The organism is Streptomyces sp. NPDC040610 (genome assembly GCF_055594065.1).
Genome location: NZ_JBVIXA010000006.1, coordinates 285,308 through 300,354, shown reverse-complemented (window position 1 = coordinate 300,354; position 15,047 = coordinate 285,308). Strand labels below are relative to the sequence as shown.

The 15,047-nt window shown below is 71.7% G+C and carries 12 protein-coding genes; 8 read left to right on the top strand and 4 right to left on the bottom strand.

Going from position 1 to position 15,047, the window contains the following annotated elements; translation table 11 throughout:
• The first annotated feature begins 164 nt into the window (after window positions 1–164).
• The 4 genes from ACZ6AA_RS22720 to ACZ6AA_RS22705 all read left to right on the top strand — a co-directional run bounded on the left by ACZ6AA_RS22720 (window position 165) and on the right by ACZ6AA_RS22705 (window position 5,582).
• Entirely contained in the window at window positions 165–1,274 is a 1,110-nt protein-coding gene (locus ACZ6AA_RS22720) for a quaternary amine ABC transporter ATP-binding protein (protein ID WP_468453053.1), read from the top strand.
• Window positions 1,267–3,876 carry an ABC transporter permease/substrate binding protein gene (locus ACZ6AA_RS22715; RefSeq protein ID WP_468453055.1) on the top strand — a complete coding sequence of 870 codons (2,610 nt, stop codon included), beginning with the start codon at window positions 1,267–1,269 and terminating at the stop codon, window positions 3,874–3,876. The genes ACZ6AA_RS22720 and ACZ6AA_RS22715 overlap by 8 nt, the downstream gene beginning before the upstream one ends.
• Before the next feature lie 335 nt (window positions 3,877–4,211).
• Window positions 4,212–4,787 (top strand): helix-turn-helix domain-containing protein, encoded by a 576-nt coding sequence (locus ACZ6AA_RS22710; protein WP_468453057.1) that lies wholly within the window; start codon window positions 4,212–4,214, stop codon window positions 4,785–4,787.
• 3 nt (window positions 4,788–4,790) lie between these two features.
• Entirely contained in the window at window positions 4,791–5,582 is a 792-nt protein-coding gene (locus ACZ6AA_RS22705) for a helical backbone metal receptor (protein ID WP_471459621.1), read from the top strand.
• Window positions 5,583–5,612: 30 nt separating this feature from the next.
• Here the strand turns inward: ACZ6AA_RS22705 and ACZ6AA_RS22700 are convergent, their stop codons facing one another.
• A complete protein-coding gene (locus ACZ6AA_RS22700; RefSeq protein WP_468480672.1) occupies window positions 5,613–6,746 on the bottom strand; it encodes a TDT family transporter in 1,134 nt (377 codons plus the stop codon).
• 70 nt (window positions 6,747–6,816) lie between these two features.
• On the opposite strand from ACZ6AA_RS22700, the gene ACZ6AA_RS22695 reads away from it, so the two are divergent.
• Window positions 6,817–7,824 carry a LysR family transcriptional regulator gene (locus ACZ6AA_RS22695; RefSeq protein ID WP_471459619.1) on the top strand — a complete coding sequence of 336 codons (1,008 nt, stop codon included), beginning with the start codon at window positions 6,817–6,819 and terminating at the stop codon, window positions 7,822–7,824.
• A 397-nt stretch (window positions 7,825–8,221) separates the two neighbouring features.
• On the opposite strand, the gene ACZ6AA_RS22690 is transcribed toward ACZ6AA_RS22695, so the two are convergent.
• From ACZ6AA_RS22690 to ACZ6AA_RS22680, 3 genes are all read right to left on the bottom strand, one after another.
• Window positions 8,222–8,944: a gamma-glutamyl-gamma-aminobutyrate hydrolase family protein gene (locus ACZ6AA_RS22690; protein WP_468453065.1), complete on the bottom strand. Its 723-nt coding sequence runs from the start codon at window positions 8,942–8,944 to the stop codon at window positions 8,222–8,224.
• Between the two features lie 121 nt (window positions 8,945–9,065).
• Entirely contained in the window at window positions 9,066–10,520 is a 1,455-nt protein-coding gene (gene eat / locus ACZ6AA_RS22685; protein WP_468453067.1) for an ethanolamine permease, read from the bottom strand.
• A 103-nt stretch (window positions 10,521–10,623) separates the two neighbouring features.
• The gene (locus ACZ6AA_RS22680) at window positions 10,624–11,370 is read right to left on the bottom strand and encodes a FadR/GntR family transcriptional regulator (RefSeq protein ID WP_468453069.1); all 747 of its coding nucleotides are present in this window, start codon (window positions 11,368–11,370) and stop codon (window positions 10,624–10,626) included.
• Between the two features lie 78 nt (window positions 11,371–11,448).
• Between ACZ6AA_RS22680 and ACZ6AA_RS22675 the strand changes: the two genes are divergently transcribed.
• Genes ACZ6AA_RS22675 through ACZ6AA_RS22665 form a run of 3 tightly spaced genes read left to right on the top strand, consistent with a single transcriptional unit; the run spans window position 11,449 to window position 14,977 of the window.
• Window positions 11,449–12,813, top strand: a complete 1,365-nt coding sequence (locus ACZ6AA_RS22675; RefSeq protein WP_471459616.1) for a glutamine synthetase family protein — start codon at window positions 11,449–11,451, stop codon at window positions 12,811–12,813.
• Between the two features lie 8 nt (window positions 12,814–12,821).
• The gene (locus ACZ6AA_RS22670) at window positions 12,822–14,192 is read left to right on the top strand and encodes an aldehyde dehydrogenase family protein (RefSeq protein WP_471459615.1); all 1,371 of its coding nucleotides are present in this window, start codon (window positions 12,822–12,824) and stop codon (window positions 14,190–14,192) included.
• The gene (locus ACZ6AA_RS22665; protein ID WP_289953074.1) at window positions 14,189–14,977 is read left to right on the top strand and encodes a 3-oxoacyl-ACP reductase; all 789 of its coding nucleotides are present in this window, start codon (window positions 14,189–14,191) and stop codon (window positions 14,975–14,977) included. Before ACZ6AA_RS22670 ends, ACZ6AA_RS22665 begins: the two co-directional genes overlap by 4 nt.
• Window positions 14,978–15,047: the final 70 nt, after the last annotated feature.

The following is a 15,047-nucleotide window of genomic DNA, read 5'->3' as shown; positions in this document are numbered from 1 at the left end:
TGGGGCACTCTTGGGTTTGGCTCGTGTAAGCGTGGGCAGGCGCGCACGCGGAGCGAACCCGGTCGAGTTTTCAACTTCTTGACGGGCAAGCGGGCAGACCCGCGTCGCTCCACGGCCCGCCGGCGGGGGAGGCGGGCCGTCTTGGTTCAACCCGAGAGGTGTATGTGTCCAGGCTGCAAGCCGAGCACCTGTACAAGGTGTTCGGCAGACGACCCGATGGCGCGGTGGAGAAACTCCGCCACGGAGCCGACCGTGAAGAACTGCGCGCCGAGGGAACCACCGCCGCGGTGATCGACGCGTCCTTCACCGTCGAACCGGGCCAGATCTTCGTTGTCATGGGTCTCTCCGGTTCCGGCAAGTCCACGTTGCTGCGCATGCTCAACGGGCTTTCGGACCCGACGGCCGGGCAGGTGCTCTTCGACGGGCAGGACCTGACCAAGCTGAGCGCGCGCGAACTGCGCGAGGTGCGCTCGAAGAAGATCAGCATGGTCTTCCAGCACTTCGCCCTGTTCCCGCACCGCAGCGTGCTCGAGAACGCCGCGTACGGCCTCGAGGTGCAGGGTCTTCCGCGCGCCGAGCGCGAGAAGCGGGCCCTGGAGGCGCTTGAGCTCGCCGGGCTCAAGGGCTGGGAGAAGTCCTGGCCCGACGAGCTGTCCGGCGGTATGCAGCAGCGCGTGGGCCTGGCCCGCGCGCTCGCCACGGACGCCGACCTGCTCCTGATGGACGAGTCGTTCAGCGCGCTCGACCCGCTGATCCGCCGCGATATGCAGGACCAGCTCCTGGAGCTGCAGAAGCGGCTGAAGAAGACCATCGTCTTCATCACCCACGACCTGAACGAGGCCATGCGCCTGGGCGACCAGATCGCCGTCATGCGCGACGGCCGCATCGTCCAGATCGGCACGTCCGAGGACATCCTCGTCACCCCGGCCAACGACTACGTGGCCTCGTTCACGCAGGACGTCGACCGCTCCCGGGTGCTCACCGCGGGCGCGATCATGGCCGACCCCGACAAGGACTTCGTGCGGGCCGACGCCCCCGCGACGGTCACCGAGGACACGCCCATCATCGAGCTGTTCACGCCCTGCTCCAGCAGCGGTGTGGCGGTCGCCGTGGTCGACGCCGAGGACAAGCTCGTCGGCGTCGTGCCGCGGGCGCGGCTGCTCGCCGTGCTCGGCGAACCCGCCCCGTCGGAGCCGCAGGACGCGGTCGTTCCCGTACAGCAGGCCAAGGACAACGACGGCAAGAGCGTGGGCAAGGTGAGCAGCGGTGCCTAGGATTCCCTTCGGCGACTGGGTCAATGACGCGGTCGAATGGTCCAGAACCCATATGGACTGGCTGTTCGACTTCATCAAGACGCTCTTCCAGAACATGTGGGACGGCGTCTACGACGTCCTCTCCGGGCCCGAGCCGCTGTTGATGGCGGGCATCCTCGCCGTCATCGCGTTCTGGCTGCGCGGCCTGCTCGGCGGTGTGCTCGCCTTCGCGGGCTTCGCGTTCATCGTGTCCCTGGAGTTGTGGGACAACGCGATGATGACGCTGTCCCTGGTGCTCGTCTCGACCTTCGTGGCGCTGGTCATAGCCGTGCCCGTGGGCATCTGGGCGGCCCGCTCCAAGACGGTCAGCGGCATCGTCAGGCCGGTCCTCGACCTGATGCAGACGCTGCCCGCGATGATCTACCTCATCCCGGCGCTGCTGTTCTTCCGCATGGGCGCCCCCGCGGGCATCGTCGCCACGATCGTCTTCGCGCTCGCCCCCGGCGTGCGCATGACGGAGCTCGGCATCCGCCAGGTCGACAAGGACCTGGTCGAGGCGGCCGACGCGTTCGGCACCACGCCCCGCAACACCCTCTTCCGGGTCCAGCTCCCGCTCGCGCTGCCGACGATCATGGCCGGTGTCAACCAGGTCATCATGCTCGGCCTCTCCATGGCGGCCCTGACCGGCATGGTCGGCACCCCGGGTCTCGGCGCCGACGTGAACGCCGCCATCGGCCAGCTCGACGTCGGCCTCGGCGCCGAGGCGGGCATCTCCATCGTGGTCCTCGCCATCTACCTGGACCGCGTCACCAGCGGCCTGGGCGGCCAGGTCTCCCCGCTCGGCCGCCGCGCGCTCGCCAAGCTGCGGTCCGCGCAGGGCCTGAACGTCTGGAACTACCGCCCCCGGCCCGTCGTCGCGATGGCCGGCGTCGTCGCCCTCGCGCTCGTCGCGGGCGGCATGGGCATCTTCGGCGACAGCGACGACGAGTCCGTGGCGGACTCCAAGAACGTGGGCCAGGGCAAGGAAGTCAAGATCGGCTACATCCCCTGGGACGAGGGCATCGCCTCCACCTTCCTCTGGAAGGAGGCCCTGGAGCAGCGCGGCTTCAAGGTGACCACCAGCCAGCTGGAGGCCGGCCCGCTGTACACCTCCCTGGCGCAGGGCGACATCGACTTCCAGACCGACTCCTGGCTGCCGACGACGCACGCCTCGTACTGGAAGAAGTACGGCAAGGACCTGGAGGACCTGGGCGCCTGGTTCGGCCCCACGTCCCTGGAGCTGACCGTCCCCGCGTACATGAAGGACATCAACTCCCTGGAGGACCTCAAGGGCAAGGCCGGCACCTTCGACGGCAAGATCACCGGCATCGAGACGAGCGCCGGAATGATGGGGCTGCTCAAGGACAAGGTCCTCGACGCGTATGGCCTGAAGAAGGAGTACAAGGTCGTCGACGGCTCGACGCCCGCGATGCTCGCCGAGCTGAAGGCCGCGTACGCCAAGAAGGAGCCGATCGTCACCACGCTGTGGTCGCCGCACTGGGCGTACAGCGACTTCAAGCTGAAGAAGCTCAAGGACCCGAAGGGTGCCTGGGGCAAGGGCGACGGGGTGCACACGCTGGCGCGCAAGGGCTTCTCGGAGGAGAACCCCCAGGTCGGCAAGTGGCTCAAGAACTTCAAGATGAGCGAGAAGCAGCTCACCGGCCTTGAGGCCGAGATCAACAAGGCGGGCAAGGGCAAGCAGCAGGAAGCCGTGCGCACCTGGCTGAAGAAGAACCCGGGCGTGCTCGACAAGATCGCGCCGCTGCCGAAGAACTCCGGCGGCGACGAGAACAAGCGTCCGCTGAAGGCCGCGTACTTCGCCTGGGACGAGAACATCGCCGTCACCCAGCTGTGGAAGCGCGTCCTGGAGAAGCGCGGCTACAAGATGGAGCTGACCCCGGCCGACGTCGGCCCCGCCTACACCGGTCTCGCGCAGGGCGACCTCGACCTCAACCTCGACGCCTGGCTGCCGACCGCCCAGAAGCAGTACTGGGACAAGAACAAGGCCAACCTCAAGGACCTCGGCTCCTGGTACAGCCCGACGTCCCTGGAGGTCGCCGTCCCGTCCTACGTCAAGGACGTGAAGTCCCTGGAGGACCTCAAGGGCAAGGGCGACAAGTTCAACGGCAAGATCATCGGCATTGAGCCGGGCACCGGCGTGATGCAGGCGCTCAAGGACAAGGTCCTGCCCGGGTACGGCCTGGAGGACGAGTACGAGATCGCCGCGGGCTCGACCCCCGCGATGCTCTCCGAGCTGAAGTCCGCGTACGCCAAGAAGGAGCCGGTCGCGGTCCTGCTCTGGTCGCCGCACTGGGCGTACAGCGAGTACGACCTCACCAAGCTGAAGGACCCCAAGGGCGGCTTCGGCAAGGGCAACACGATCCGCACGCTCTCCAGCAAGGACTTCCCCGGCCAGTACCCGCAGCTCACGAAGTGGCTCAAGAACTTCAAGATGAGCGAGGAGCAGCTGGCAGGGCTGGAGAACGAGATCAACAAGGCGGGCAAGAACAACGAGCCCAAGGCCGTCGACGCCTGGTTGAAGAAGAACCCGGGCTTCGAGGAGAAGATGACGGCCGTGCAGTAGGCCGCGGCCGTCACCGTCCCCCGAGGGGTGGATCCCGCCACACGGCGGAATCCACCCCTCGGGGCGTTCCGGCACCCTCGCCCGGGAATCCGGACAGGTGATCCACTGGCGTGGGCCGTCACCGGCCGCGCACGGTCCGTACGGGGCGCGCGGGGGCCCGCGGCGGCCGTAACCGGCGCCCGAAGCGCCCAACTGGGTAAAACCGTTTGGCGAACATGCGTAGGGTGCAGAAAACCCTTCAGGGTGACAGCGTCGCCCCGCCGGGGTGACGACAAGGGCAGGACGGCCGGTGCGCGCGCCAGCGGGGCCGGGAGCGGCAGAAGGGAGCCGGGGCCATGGACGAGCACAAGGAGACCCTCCGGGTGGGCGCGGCCGTACGGCGTCGTCGGCGCCGCCTCGAGCTGACTCTCGCCGTCGTCGCCGGACGCAGCGGCCTTTCGGTGCCCTTCCTCAGCCAGGTCGAGAACGAGCGGGCCCGGCCCAGCATGCGTTCCCTGGAGCGGGTCGCCGACGCCCTCGGCACCACCGCCGTGGAACTGCTCGCCGCCGCCGACCCGGCCTGCACGGTCGACGTGGTGCGCGCCGACGACGAGGTGAGCCTCGCGGGCGGCACCCCGGAGACCCATGTGCGGGACCTGGTGCGCGGCCACCACCAACTGCACGCCTTCGAGTACGTCGGCGACCACGACGAGGGCCGCGAGTTCCAGCACCGCAACGACGAGCTGATGTACGTCATCGGCGGCGCCGTCGAGGTCGAGGCCGAGGGGCGGGCCTACCGGCTCGGACCCGGCGACAGCCTGTACCTGACGGGCGGGGTGCGGCACCGCTGGCGGGCCACGGCCGCCGACGCCCGCGTCCTCGTCGTCGCGGTCGGCGACCACATCGAGGCCCTGGACGGCGAGCGGCGCTGACCGATGCCCTCCCTGCGGGTGGTGTCCCTGGTGCCGTCGCTGACCGAGGCGGTCGCCGTGACCGCGCCCGGCGCCCTGGTCGGCGCGACCGACTGGTGCACGCACCCGGCGGACCTCGACGCCGTCCGGATCGGCGGCACCAAGAACCCCGACGTCCCGGCGATCGTGGCGCTCGCCCCCGACCTCGTGATCGCCAACGAGGAGGAGAACCGCGCCCCGGACATCGCGGCGCTGCGGGCGGCGGGCGTCGAGGTCCTCGTCACCGAGGTGCGGGGGCTCGGCCAGGCGTTCCGCGAGCTGGAGCGGGTGCTCGACGCGTGCGGGGCCGCGCGGCGGCCGGGGTGGCTGGTGGACGCGGAGGCCGCGTGGCGGGGCGTGGAGCCGTCGGCCGGGGTGAACCGCGACGGGGTGTCCCGGGAGGAGGCGGCCCGGGAGGGGGTGACCCGGGAGGGCGGGCGGCTGCGGGCCGCCGTGCCGATCTGGCGCAGGCCCTGGATGGTCCTCGGCCGGGACACCTTCGCCGGGGACCTGCTGGCCCGCCTCGGCGTCGACAACGCGTACGCGGGGCACACCGAGCGCTATCCACGCGTCCCCCTCGACGAACTGCGGGACGCGGAGCTGGACTTGGTGGTCCTGCCGGACGAGCCGTACCGCTTCACGCCGGACGACGGTCCCGAGGCGTTCCCGGGGACGCCCGCCGCGCTGCTCAGCGGGCGCCATCTCACCTGGTACGGGCCGTCGCTGGCCGAAGCCCCGGCCGTGCTCGGGGAGGCGCTGCGGGCGGCCCGCCGCTGACGTACGCGTAGCGGGGCCGGTGCCCGGACTTCAGCGCGGCGCCGCAAGCAGCTTGCCACTGGCCACGCCCCGCAGGGTCTGCACCAGCGCCACCAGCCACGCCGACACGAGCACCACGAACAGCGCCACGGCGAGCCAGTCGTACACCGCGAGGCCGGTGTGCGCGCCCAGGCCCTCGGCGCCCGTCACACACGTACCGACCGGGAAGGTGAAGGCCCACCAGGTCATCGCGAAGCCCATGCCGCGCCGCCGGGCCCGCAGCACCAGCGCGGTCGCGAGCGCCAGCCACATCAGCGCGAAGCCCATCACGGGCACCCCGAACAGCACGGCGAAGACGGCGAAGCCCTGGTCGTAGGGGGCGGGCAGGACGCCGCGGGCGACGTCGGCGAACTTGTTGGCGGCCGTGGTCGACTGGCCGAGGGGGCCGAGGACCAGGAAGAGGGTGGGGGTGAGCGCCAGGGGCAGCGGACCGCCGTTCACCAGGCGGCCGAAGATCAGGGGCAGCATCACCAGGGTGGCGAGCAGGCTCAGGCCGAACATCGCGAAGCAGCCGAGGAGCAGGGTCTGCTGGGGCTGCCCGGCGGGCAGGTGCGGGACGAGCAGCGGGCCGACGGCCGCCGACACCATGGGCGCCACGACGGGCAGCAGCCACACGGGCGAGGCGCTGCCGGGCTGCACGCGGTGGCGGACCACCATCAGGTACGGGATGGTGACGGCCGCGGCGAGGCCGATGGCCGTACCGGCGGTGAACAGGACGGTGTCGAGGGCGAGAGCGGCCGTGGTGCCTGTCCAGTCGGAGCCGACGAGCATCGCGCCCGCGCCCACGGCGAGCAGCGCCATGGCCAGGCAGCCGTAGAACGGGGCCATGCCCGGGTCGGCGAGGTGGGCACGGGCCTGGTCGCGGTGGCGCACGTGGTGGACGGCGCGCGCGCCCAGCAGCGTCACCAGCATCACCAGGGACAGGGCCCACACCGCGGTCACGGCCGAGCGCAGGCCCGGGACGTCCACGGGCAGGGCGGCGCCCGCGTTGGCGATGATGGCGGTGCCCATCACGGAGGCGTACCAGTTCGGTCCGAGGTGGCGGACGGAGCCCGCACGGGGCCCTGCGGCGGGGTGGGCCGAGGAGGGCGATGCCGATGCGGGAAGGGGGGCGACGGTGACCATGACTCCACGGTGCGCCCGTCCGGCCCGGCCCACCAGGGACGTCTTCGCTATGAGGGCATAACCTGGGCTTATGAGTGCTTCGGGTGCGGGGGAGTCGGCGGCGGGGTCGGCGGGGTCCGGTGCCGGCGGTGTGCCGGGTGCCGCGGGCGCGTCGGACCGTGTTCTCGGTACGACGGGTGGGGCACCCCTGGCCCACCGAGTGCCCGACCTGGCAGCCCTTGAACTCCTCCTGGCGGTGGCGCGCCTCGGCAGTCTCGGCAGGGCCGCTCGGGAACTCGGCATCACCCAGCCCGCCGCCAGCGGGCGGATCCGGTCCATGGAACGGCTGCTCGGCGTCGCCCTCGTGGACCGCTCGCCCCGTGGGTCGCGGCTCACCGAGGCGGGCGCGCTCGTCACGGACTGGGCGCGGCGGATCGTCGAGGCGGCCGAGGCCTTCGACGCGGGGGCGCAGGCGCTGCGGGACCGGCGGGACTCGCGCCTTCGGGTCGCCGCGAGCATGACCATCGCCGAGTATCTGCTGCCCGGCTGGCTCATCGCGCTGCGCGCGCGGCGGCCGGACACAGCGGTGTCGCTGCTCGCCGGGAACTCGGCCGTGGTCGCCGGGCGGCTGCTCGCCGAGGAGGCCGACGTCGGGTTCGTCGAGGGGATCGGGGTGCCGGCCGGGCTCGACGGGGTCGTCGTCGCGCACGACCGGCTCGTCGTGGTCGTCGCGCCGGGGCACGCCTGGGCGCGGCGGCGGGCGCCGATCCCGGCGGCGGAGCTTGCGGCTTCGCCGTTGATCCTGCGGGAGGAGGGGTCCGGTACGCGGGCCGTCCTCGAGGCCGCGCTCGGGGGGCTCGCGCGGCCCCTGCTCGAACTGTCCTCGACCACCGCCGTGAAGTCCGCCGCCGTCAGCGGGGCCGGGCCCGCGGTGCTCAGTGAGCTGGCCGTGGGGGAGGAGTTGGCCGCTCGGCGGCTCGTCGGGATTCCCGTGGACGGGGTGCGGTTGGGGCGGGAGCTTCGGGCTGTGTGGCCGGTGGGGCATGTTCCGGCTGGGCCGGTGCGGGAGCTCTTGAGCTTGACCCGGGGGGTTGCCTAGCGGGGGCGGGCGTCTCGCCTTACGCAGTGCCCGCGCCCCGGCCGACCGCGCCTTCCCCTGGGCCTGCGCCCAGGTCTTCTCCCACCCGCCCACCCGTTCGCCCCCGGCCGCGGGGTGGGCGTCTCGCCCTCGCCGCGCCTGCGGTCCCCTGTCGGCCGCGTCTTGCCCTGGGGCTGCGCCCAGGTCTTCTCCCGCCCGCCCACCCGTTTGCCCTTGGACGCAGGGTGGGCGCTTCGCCCTGCGCGCGCCTGCGGCCCCTGCCGGGCGCGTCTCGCCCTCGGCCTGCGGCCTGGGGGGTGGGTGGGTGGGAAGCGGGCCGGGTGCGGGTGCGGGAGGAGGTGCGGAGGTGGGAGGCCGGGGTGCGAGTGGGAGCAGGAGCGGGGGCGGGGGAGCTGGCTCAGGTTGTGGGCGTCGCCGCCTGCACCAACCCCCTCATCACCCGTACATCCACCCCCGCCTCCGGATGCCACTGCACCCCCAGCACCCAGCCCGGAGAGGGCAGTTCGATGGCCTCGATGGTGCCGTCGTCCGCGTGGGCTGAGGGGATCAGGCCGGTGCCCAGGCGGTCCACGGCCTGGTGGTGGTAGGTGGGGACGTCGGTCGTGGGGTCGGGGACCAGTTCGGCGTACCGCGTGCCGGGGACGTGCTTCACCGTGTGGGCGCTGAAGACGCCGGGCGCCGCGGCATGGCCGTCCAGGTGCTGGACCAGGGTGCCGCCCAGGGCGACGTTGAGGAGCTGCATGCCCCGGCAGATGCCGAGCAGGGGTGTGCCGGAGTCCAGCGCCGCCCGGATCAGGGCGAGTTCCCAGGCGTCCCGTTCGCGCGCGGGCGGGCCCGTGCGGTCGTCGCGCGGCGCGCCGTAGTGGGACGGGTCCACGTCGGGGCCGCCCGCGATGACGACGCCGTCGAGGCGGGCGACGACGTCGGCGGCGTACCGCGGCTCGTCGGGCGGCACCATCGACGCGAGGCCGCCCGCGGCCTGGACCATGCGTGGGTATCCGGCCGGCAGGAGGGCGGCCGGGAGTTCCCAGACGCCCCAGCTCGCCTTGGTCTCCAGGTAGGTGCTGATGCCGATCAGCGGCCTGCGAGCCGCATCCGTGCTGTGCAACGTGCTCAACATGTTCTCCGTGTCGCCGTACGGTGTGCCGTCGTGCCGATGGGTCGATGTGCCGATGTGATGTCGCGCCGGTGCGCCAGTGCGCCGACGTACCGTCCCGCCGTCGTCCTGGAAACGGTCGACGCTACTTCCGTTCCAGCTCCGCCTCCGCCTCCGCCAGTGCCGCGAACTCCTCCTCCGGGGCCCGCGCCACCAGATGCTTGCGGCTGTAGAGGCCGAAGTAGGCGATCGCCACGACGTACACGCCGAGGGCGATGAACGCCGCCGTGACGTCCACGAGGAACGTGGCGACCAGGGCCGCGCAGGCGAGGGCGAGGGCGATGGAGGAGGTGAGGGTGCCGCCGGGGGTGCGGTAGGGGCGGGGGAGGTTTGGTTCGCGGCGGCGCAGGACGATGTGGGAGAGGGACATCAGGGCGTACGAGATGGTGGCGCCGAAGACCGCCACGTTCAGCATGCGGGCGCCGTCGCCGGTGGCCGCCGCCAGGCCGAAGCCGATCGCGCCGGGGACGATGAGGCCCAGGTAGGGCGCCTTGCGGCTGCTGGTCAGGGAGAGGAAGCGAGGGAGGTAGCCCGCGCGGGAGAGGGCGAAGAGCTGGCGCGAGCCCGCGTAGATCAGGGAGAAGAATGACGCGACCAGGCCCGCGAGGCCCGCGTAGTTGATGACCCGGCTGAGGGCCGTCGCCTCGCCGTCCGGCTGGAGCGCGTCCACGAGCGGGTTGCCGGTGTCCTGGATGGCCGCCGAGCCGCGGGCCCCGGCGGAGGCGAAGAAGGTGAGCAGGGCGAGGGCGACGAGGATGCACAGGGACCAGCGGATGGCGCGCGGCAGGGTGCGCGCGGGATCCTTGGTCTCCTCGGCGGCCAGCGGCACGCCCTCCACGCCCAGGAAGAACCACATGCCGAACGGGAACGCCGCCCAGATGCCGAGGAGCCCGAGCGGCAGCCAGGAGTTGGAGCCGAACGCGTCGTGGTCGACGGCGATGTCGTTCAGGTGGGAGGAGTCGAAGTCCATGAAGGCGCCGACGGCGAAGACGAGGAGCGCGGCCACCGCGATGCCGGTGACGACGAAGCTGAAGCGCAGCGCCTCGCCCACGCCCCACAGGTGGATGCCGATGAAGATGACGAAGCAGGCCAGGTAGACCGGCCAGCCGGACTCCAGGCCGAAGAGGTTCAGGGATTCGACGTAGTCGCCGATGAAGATGGCGATGGCGGCGGGCGCGAGGATGTACTCGATGAGGATCGCCGTGCCGGTGAGGAAGCCGCCCCAGGGGCCGAGCGCCCGGCGCGCGAAGCCGTAGCCGCCGCCCGCCGTGGGCAGCACGGACGACAGCTCGGCGAGCGAGAAGACCATGCACGCGTACATGACGCCCATGAGCGCCATGGCGATGCCGAGGCCGCCGAAGCCGCCCTCCTTGAGGCCGGAGTTCCAGCCGGAGAAGTCGCCGGAGACGACGTAGGCGACGCCGAGGCCGGTGAGCAGGACCCAGCCCGCGTTGCCGCGGCGCAGGGCCCGCCGTTCCAGATAGTCGTCCGGTTCCCCGGCGGCGCGGACCTTCGACGGCTCGGTGGACTCCAGGCTCATGGCACGGCTCCCTGCGGCGGCATCCAATGGAATGGAGCCATACCTTTGCGGTGGTGGGGGTGAGAAAGCAAGACCCTTGCGTTACGCCGCGGTTAATCACTCCTCAGGTCAGGAACCCCCGCAGCAGCGCCGCCGTCCCCGCGCAGTGCTCGCGCATCATCTCCCGCGCGCCGTCCGCGTCGCCGTCGAGCACCGCCTCCACGAGTGCGGTGTGCTGGCGCTGGGAGTGCTCCAGGTTCCGTACCAAAAGGGGGATGCAGTCCAGGAGGTCGTTGACCGTGGCGCGGACCGCGGCGTACTGGGCGGTGAGCGACGGGGAGCCGGACAGCTCGGCCAGGGTGAGGTGCAGCAGGGTGTCCTGGCGGCGGTATTCGGCGAGCGGCGCGTCATGGGTGCGGGCGAGCGCCTCCCGCAGCCGCCCGGCCTGACCGTCGTCGAGCCCGTGCGCGGCGCACAGGCCCGCGGCGCCCACCTCGAGGACCTCCCGGAAGCGCAGCGCGTCCTCCACGTCCACATCCGCGATGCGCCGGCGCAGCTCGTCCTCGCCCGCCGCCTCCGGGCGCGGGCGCACGAACGTGCCGCCGTAGCGCCCCCGGCGCGACTCCACGAGCCCCTGGTCCTGGAGCACCTTCAGGACCTCGCGCAGCGTCACCCGGCTGATCCCCAGCCGGTCGGCCAGCTCCCGCTCGGCCGGAAGGCGTTCGCCGCCCGGCACCAGGCCGAGGCGGACCACCTGGAGGATCTGCTCCAGGGCCTCCTCGAAGCCGTTGCCCGCCCGGACCGGACGCAGGACCTGCGTCAGCCGCTCGTCACCCCGCAGGTGCGAGTCGTCCGTCTCCGCGTGCGACATCTGCCCGTACCCCCTTCCCAAGCAATGGTTCTCGGCAATACCTTATGGCCACTCGGCTGACCCAAGGAGGCTTTTCCCGTGGCAGACCGCACACCCCCGCTCGGCATCGAGGAGCTGCGTGCTCTCGTGGCGAGCGGCGAGATCGACACTGTCGTCCTGGCCTTCCCCGATATGCAAGGGCGGCTCCAGGGCAAGCGGTTCGCCGCCCGGTTCTTCCTCGACGAGGTCCTCGAGCACGGCACGGAGGGCTGCAACTACCTTCTCGCCGTCGACACCGAGATGAACACGGTCGACGGATACGCGATGTCCTCCTGGGACCGCGGCTACGGCGACTTCGCCATGCACGCCGACGTCTCCACCCTGCGCCGCGTCCCCTGGAACGAGGGCACGGCCCTCCTGATGGCCGACCTCGCCTGGACCGACGGCGAGCCCGTCGTGGCCGCCCCGCGCCAGATACTGCGCCGCCAGCTGGACCGCCTCGCCGAGCTCGGCTACAGCGCCCACGTCGGCACGGAGCTGGAGTTCATCGTCTTCAAGGACACCTACGAACAGGCCTGGGACGCGGGCTACAAGGGCCTCACCCCGGCCAATCAGTACAACATCGACTACTCCGTCCTCGGCACCGGCCGCATCGAGCCGCTGCTCCGCCGCATCCGCAACGACATGGCCGCCGCGGGGCTGACCGTGGAGTCCGCCAAGGGCGAGTGCAACCCGGGCCAGCACGAGATCGTGTTCCGCTACGACGAGGCCCTCGTCACCTGCGACCAGCACGCCATCTACAAGACCGGCGCCAAGGAGATCGCCTCGCAGGAGGGCGTCTCGCTCACCTTCATGGCGAAGTACAACGAGCGCGAGGGCAACTCCTGTCACATCCACCTCTCGCTCCAGGACGCCGACGGCAACAACGCCATGGCCGGTGACGGGCCAGGGGGAATGTCCGACGTGATGCGGCACTTCCTCGCCGGACAGCTCCTCGCCCTGCGCGACTTCTCCCTGCTGTACGCGCCCAACATCAACTCCTTCAAGCGCTTCCAGCCCGGCTCCTTCGCGCCGACCGCCGCCGCCTGGGGCTACGACAACCGCACCTGCGCGCTGCGCGTCGTCGGCCACGGCCGGTCCCTGCGCTTCGAGAACCGGCTGCCCGGCGGCGACGTCAATCCGTACCTGGCCGTCGCGGGCCTGGTCGCCGCGGGCCTGTACGGCATCGAGCAGAAGCTCGAACTGCCCGAGGCCTGCACCGGCAACGCCTACACCGCCGACTACGAACACGTCCCGACGACGCTGCGCGAGGCCGCCGAGCTGTGGGAGAACAGCCCCATCGCCAAGGCCGCCTTCGGTGACGAAGTCGTCGCGCACTACCGCAACATGGCGCGGGTCGAGCTGGACGCCTTCGACGCCGCGGTGACCGACTGGGAGCTCCGCCGCTCCTTCGAACGCATGTGAGGCACTTCTTGCTCGAGTCCCTTCAGGTACTGAACCCGGCGACGGAGGACGTCGTCGCGACCGTCCCCGCCGCCACCGCGCAGGACGTCGACGCGGCCGTGGCGCGCGCCGCCGCCGCGCAGGTCGCGTGGGCCGCCGCGGCCCCCGCCGACCGCGCCAGGCTGCTGCGCCGCTTCGCCGCCGTCATCGACGAACACATCGAGGAACTCGCCCAGTTGGAGGTGCGCGAGGCCGGTCACGTCATCGGCAACGCGCGCTGGGAGGCGGGCAACGCCCGTGACCTGTTCGACTACGCGGCGGGCGGCGCCGAGCGGCTGAACGGCCGCCAGATCCCGGTGTCCGGCGGCCTGAACGTCACGATCCTCGAACCCCTCGGCGTCGTCGGCGTCATCGCGCCCTGGAACTTCCCGATGCCCATCGCCGCCTGGGGCGCCGCCCCGGCCCTCGCGGCGGGCAACGCGGTTGTCCTCAAGCCCGCCGAGACCACCCCGCTGACCGCCCTGCGCCTGGCCGGACTCGCCCTGGAGGCGGGCCTTCCCGAGGGTCTGTTCCAGGTCCTGCCCGGGGAGGGTGCCGTCGCCGGGAACGCGCTCGTCGAGCACCCGGGCGTCGCCAAGATCGTGTTCACCGGCTCCACCCGCGTCGGCAAGCAGATCATGGCCAAGTGCGCCGACCGCGTGAAGCGCCTGACCCTCGAACTCGGCGGCAAGAGCCCCAACATCGTCTTCGCCGACGCCGACGTGGAGGCCGCCGCCCTCGCCGCGCCCGGCTCCTTCCTCGACAACTCCGGCCAGGACTGCTGCGCCCGCACCCGCATCCTCGTGCAGCGCTCCGCGTACGACCGCTTCATCGAGGTCCTGGCGCCCGCGGTCGAGTCGTACGTCGTCGGGGACCCGGCCGACGAGAAGACGCAGATGGGGCCGCTGATCTCCCGGGCCCAGCTGGAGCGGGTGCGGTCCTATGTGCCCGCGGGCACCGGCATCCGCGGCAGCGCCCCCGAGGGGCCGGGCTTCTGGTTCCCGCCGACCGTGCTCACCGACGCCGGGCCGACCTCGGCGGTCGCCGTGGAGGAGGTCTTCGGGCCCGTCGCGGTCGTCCTGCCCTTCGACGACGAGGCCGACGCGATCCGCCTCGCCAACGCCACCGAGTACGGCCTGTCCGGCTCGATCTGGACGCGGGACGTGGGCCGTGCGCTGCGCGTCTCGCAGGCGGTACGGGCCGGGAACCTGTCCGTCAACTCGCACTCCAGCGTGCGCTATTGGACCCCCTTCGGCGGCTACGGGCAGTCCGGCCTCGGGCGTGAGCTCGGCCCGGACGCCCTCGCCGCCTTCACCGAAACCAAGAACGTCTTCATCAGCACGGAAGGGCCCGCCCAGTGACCCAGGCTCAGGAAAACATCTGCCGTCGCCTCGTCGGCCGCACCGCCGTCATCACCGGCGCCGGCAGCGGCATCGGCCTCGCCACCGCCCGCCGTCTCGCCGCCGAGGGCGCGAACGTCGTGTGCGGCGACATCGACGAGACCGCGGGCAAGAAGGCCGCCGAGGAGGTCGGCGGCACCTTCGTGAAGGTCGACGTGACCGACGCCGAGCAGGTCGAGGCGCTGTTCAAGACGGCGTACGACACCTATGGCTCCGTCGACGTCGCCTTCAACAACGCGGGCATCTCGCCGCCCGACGACGACTCCATCCTGGACACGGGCCTGGAGGCCTGGAAGCGCGTCCAGGAGGTCAACCTCACCTCCGTGTACCTGTGCTGCAAGGCCGCCATCCCCTACATGCGGCGCCAGGGCAAGGGCTCCATCATCAACACGGCCTCGTTCGTGGCCCGGATGGGCGCGGCCACCTCGCAGATCTCGTACACCGCGTCCAAGGGCGGCGTCCTCGCCATGTCCCGCGAGCTGGGCGTGCAGTTCGCCCGCGAGGGCATCCGCGTGAACGCGCTGTGCCCCGGCCCGGTGAACACCCCGCTGCTCCAGGAGCTGTTCGCCAAGGACCCCGAGCGCGCCGCCCGCCGCCTCGTGCACATCCCCGTGGGCCGCTTCGCCGAGGCCGAGGAGCTGGCCGCCGCGGTCGCCTTCCTCGCCAGCGACGACTCGTCGTTCGTGAACGCCACGGACTTCCTGGTCGACGGCGGTATCTCCGGGGCGTACGTCACGCCCCTGTAGTTCACCCAGAGGCCACCGACCTGTCAGCCGGGCGTCGTGAGGCGCCCGGCTGACCTGCGTAGACAGGCAC

What these genes read in the sequence shown, in the direction of transcription:
- ACZ6AA_RS22710 (WP_468453057.1), top strand. Translation starts at nt 4,212, where the DNA reads ATGGACGAGCACAAGGAGACCCTCCGGGTGGGCGCGGCCGTACGGCGT.
- ACZ6AA_RS22705 (WP_471459621.1), top strand. Translation starts at nt 4,791, where the DNA reads ATGCCCTCCCTGCGGGTGGTGTCCCTGGTGCCGTCGCTGACCGAGGCG.
- ACZ6AA_RS22700 (WP_468480672.1), bottom strand. Translation starts at nt 6,746, where the DNA reads ATGGTCACCGTCGCCCCCCTTCCCGCATCGGCATCGCCCTCCTCGGCC.
- ACZ6AA_RS22695 (WP_471459619.1), top strand. Translation starts at nt 6,817, where the DNA reads ATGAGTGCTTCGGGTGCGGGGGAGTCGGCGGCGGGGTCGGCGGGGTCC.
- ACZ6AA_RS22690 (WP_468453065.1), bottom strand. Translation starts at nt 8,944, where the DNA reads ATGTTGAGCACGTTGCACAGCACGGATGCGGCTCGCAGGCCGCTGATC.
- eat (WP_468453067.1), bottom strand. Translation starts at nt 10,520, where the DNA reads ATGAGCCTGGAGTCCACCGAGCCGTCGAAGGTCCGCGCCGCCGGGGAA.
- ACZ6AA_RS22680 (WP_468453069.1), bottom strand. Translation starts at nt 11,370, where the DNA reads ATGTCGCACGCGGAGACGGACGACTCGCACCTGCGGGGTGACGAGCGG.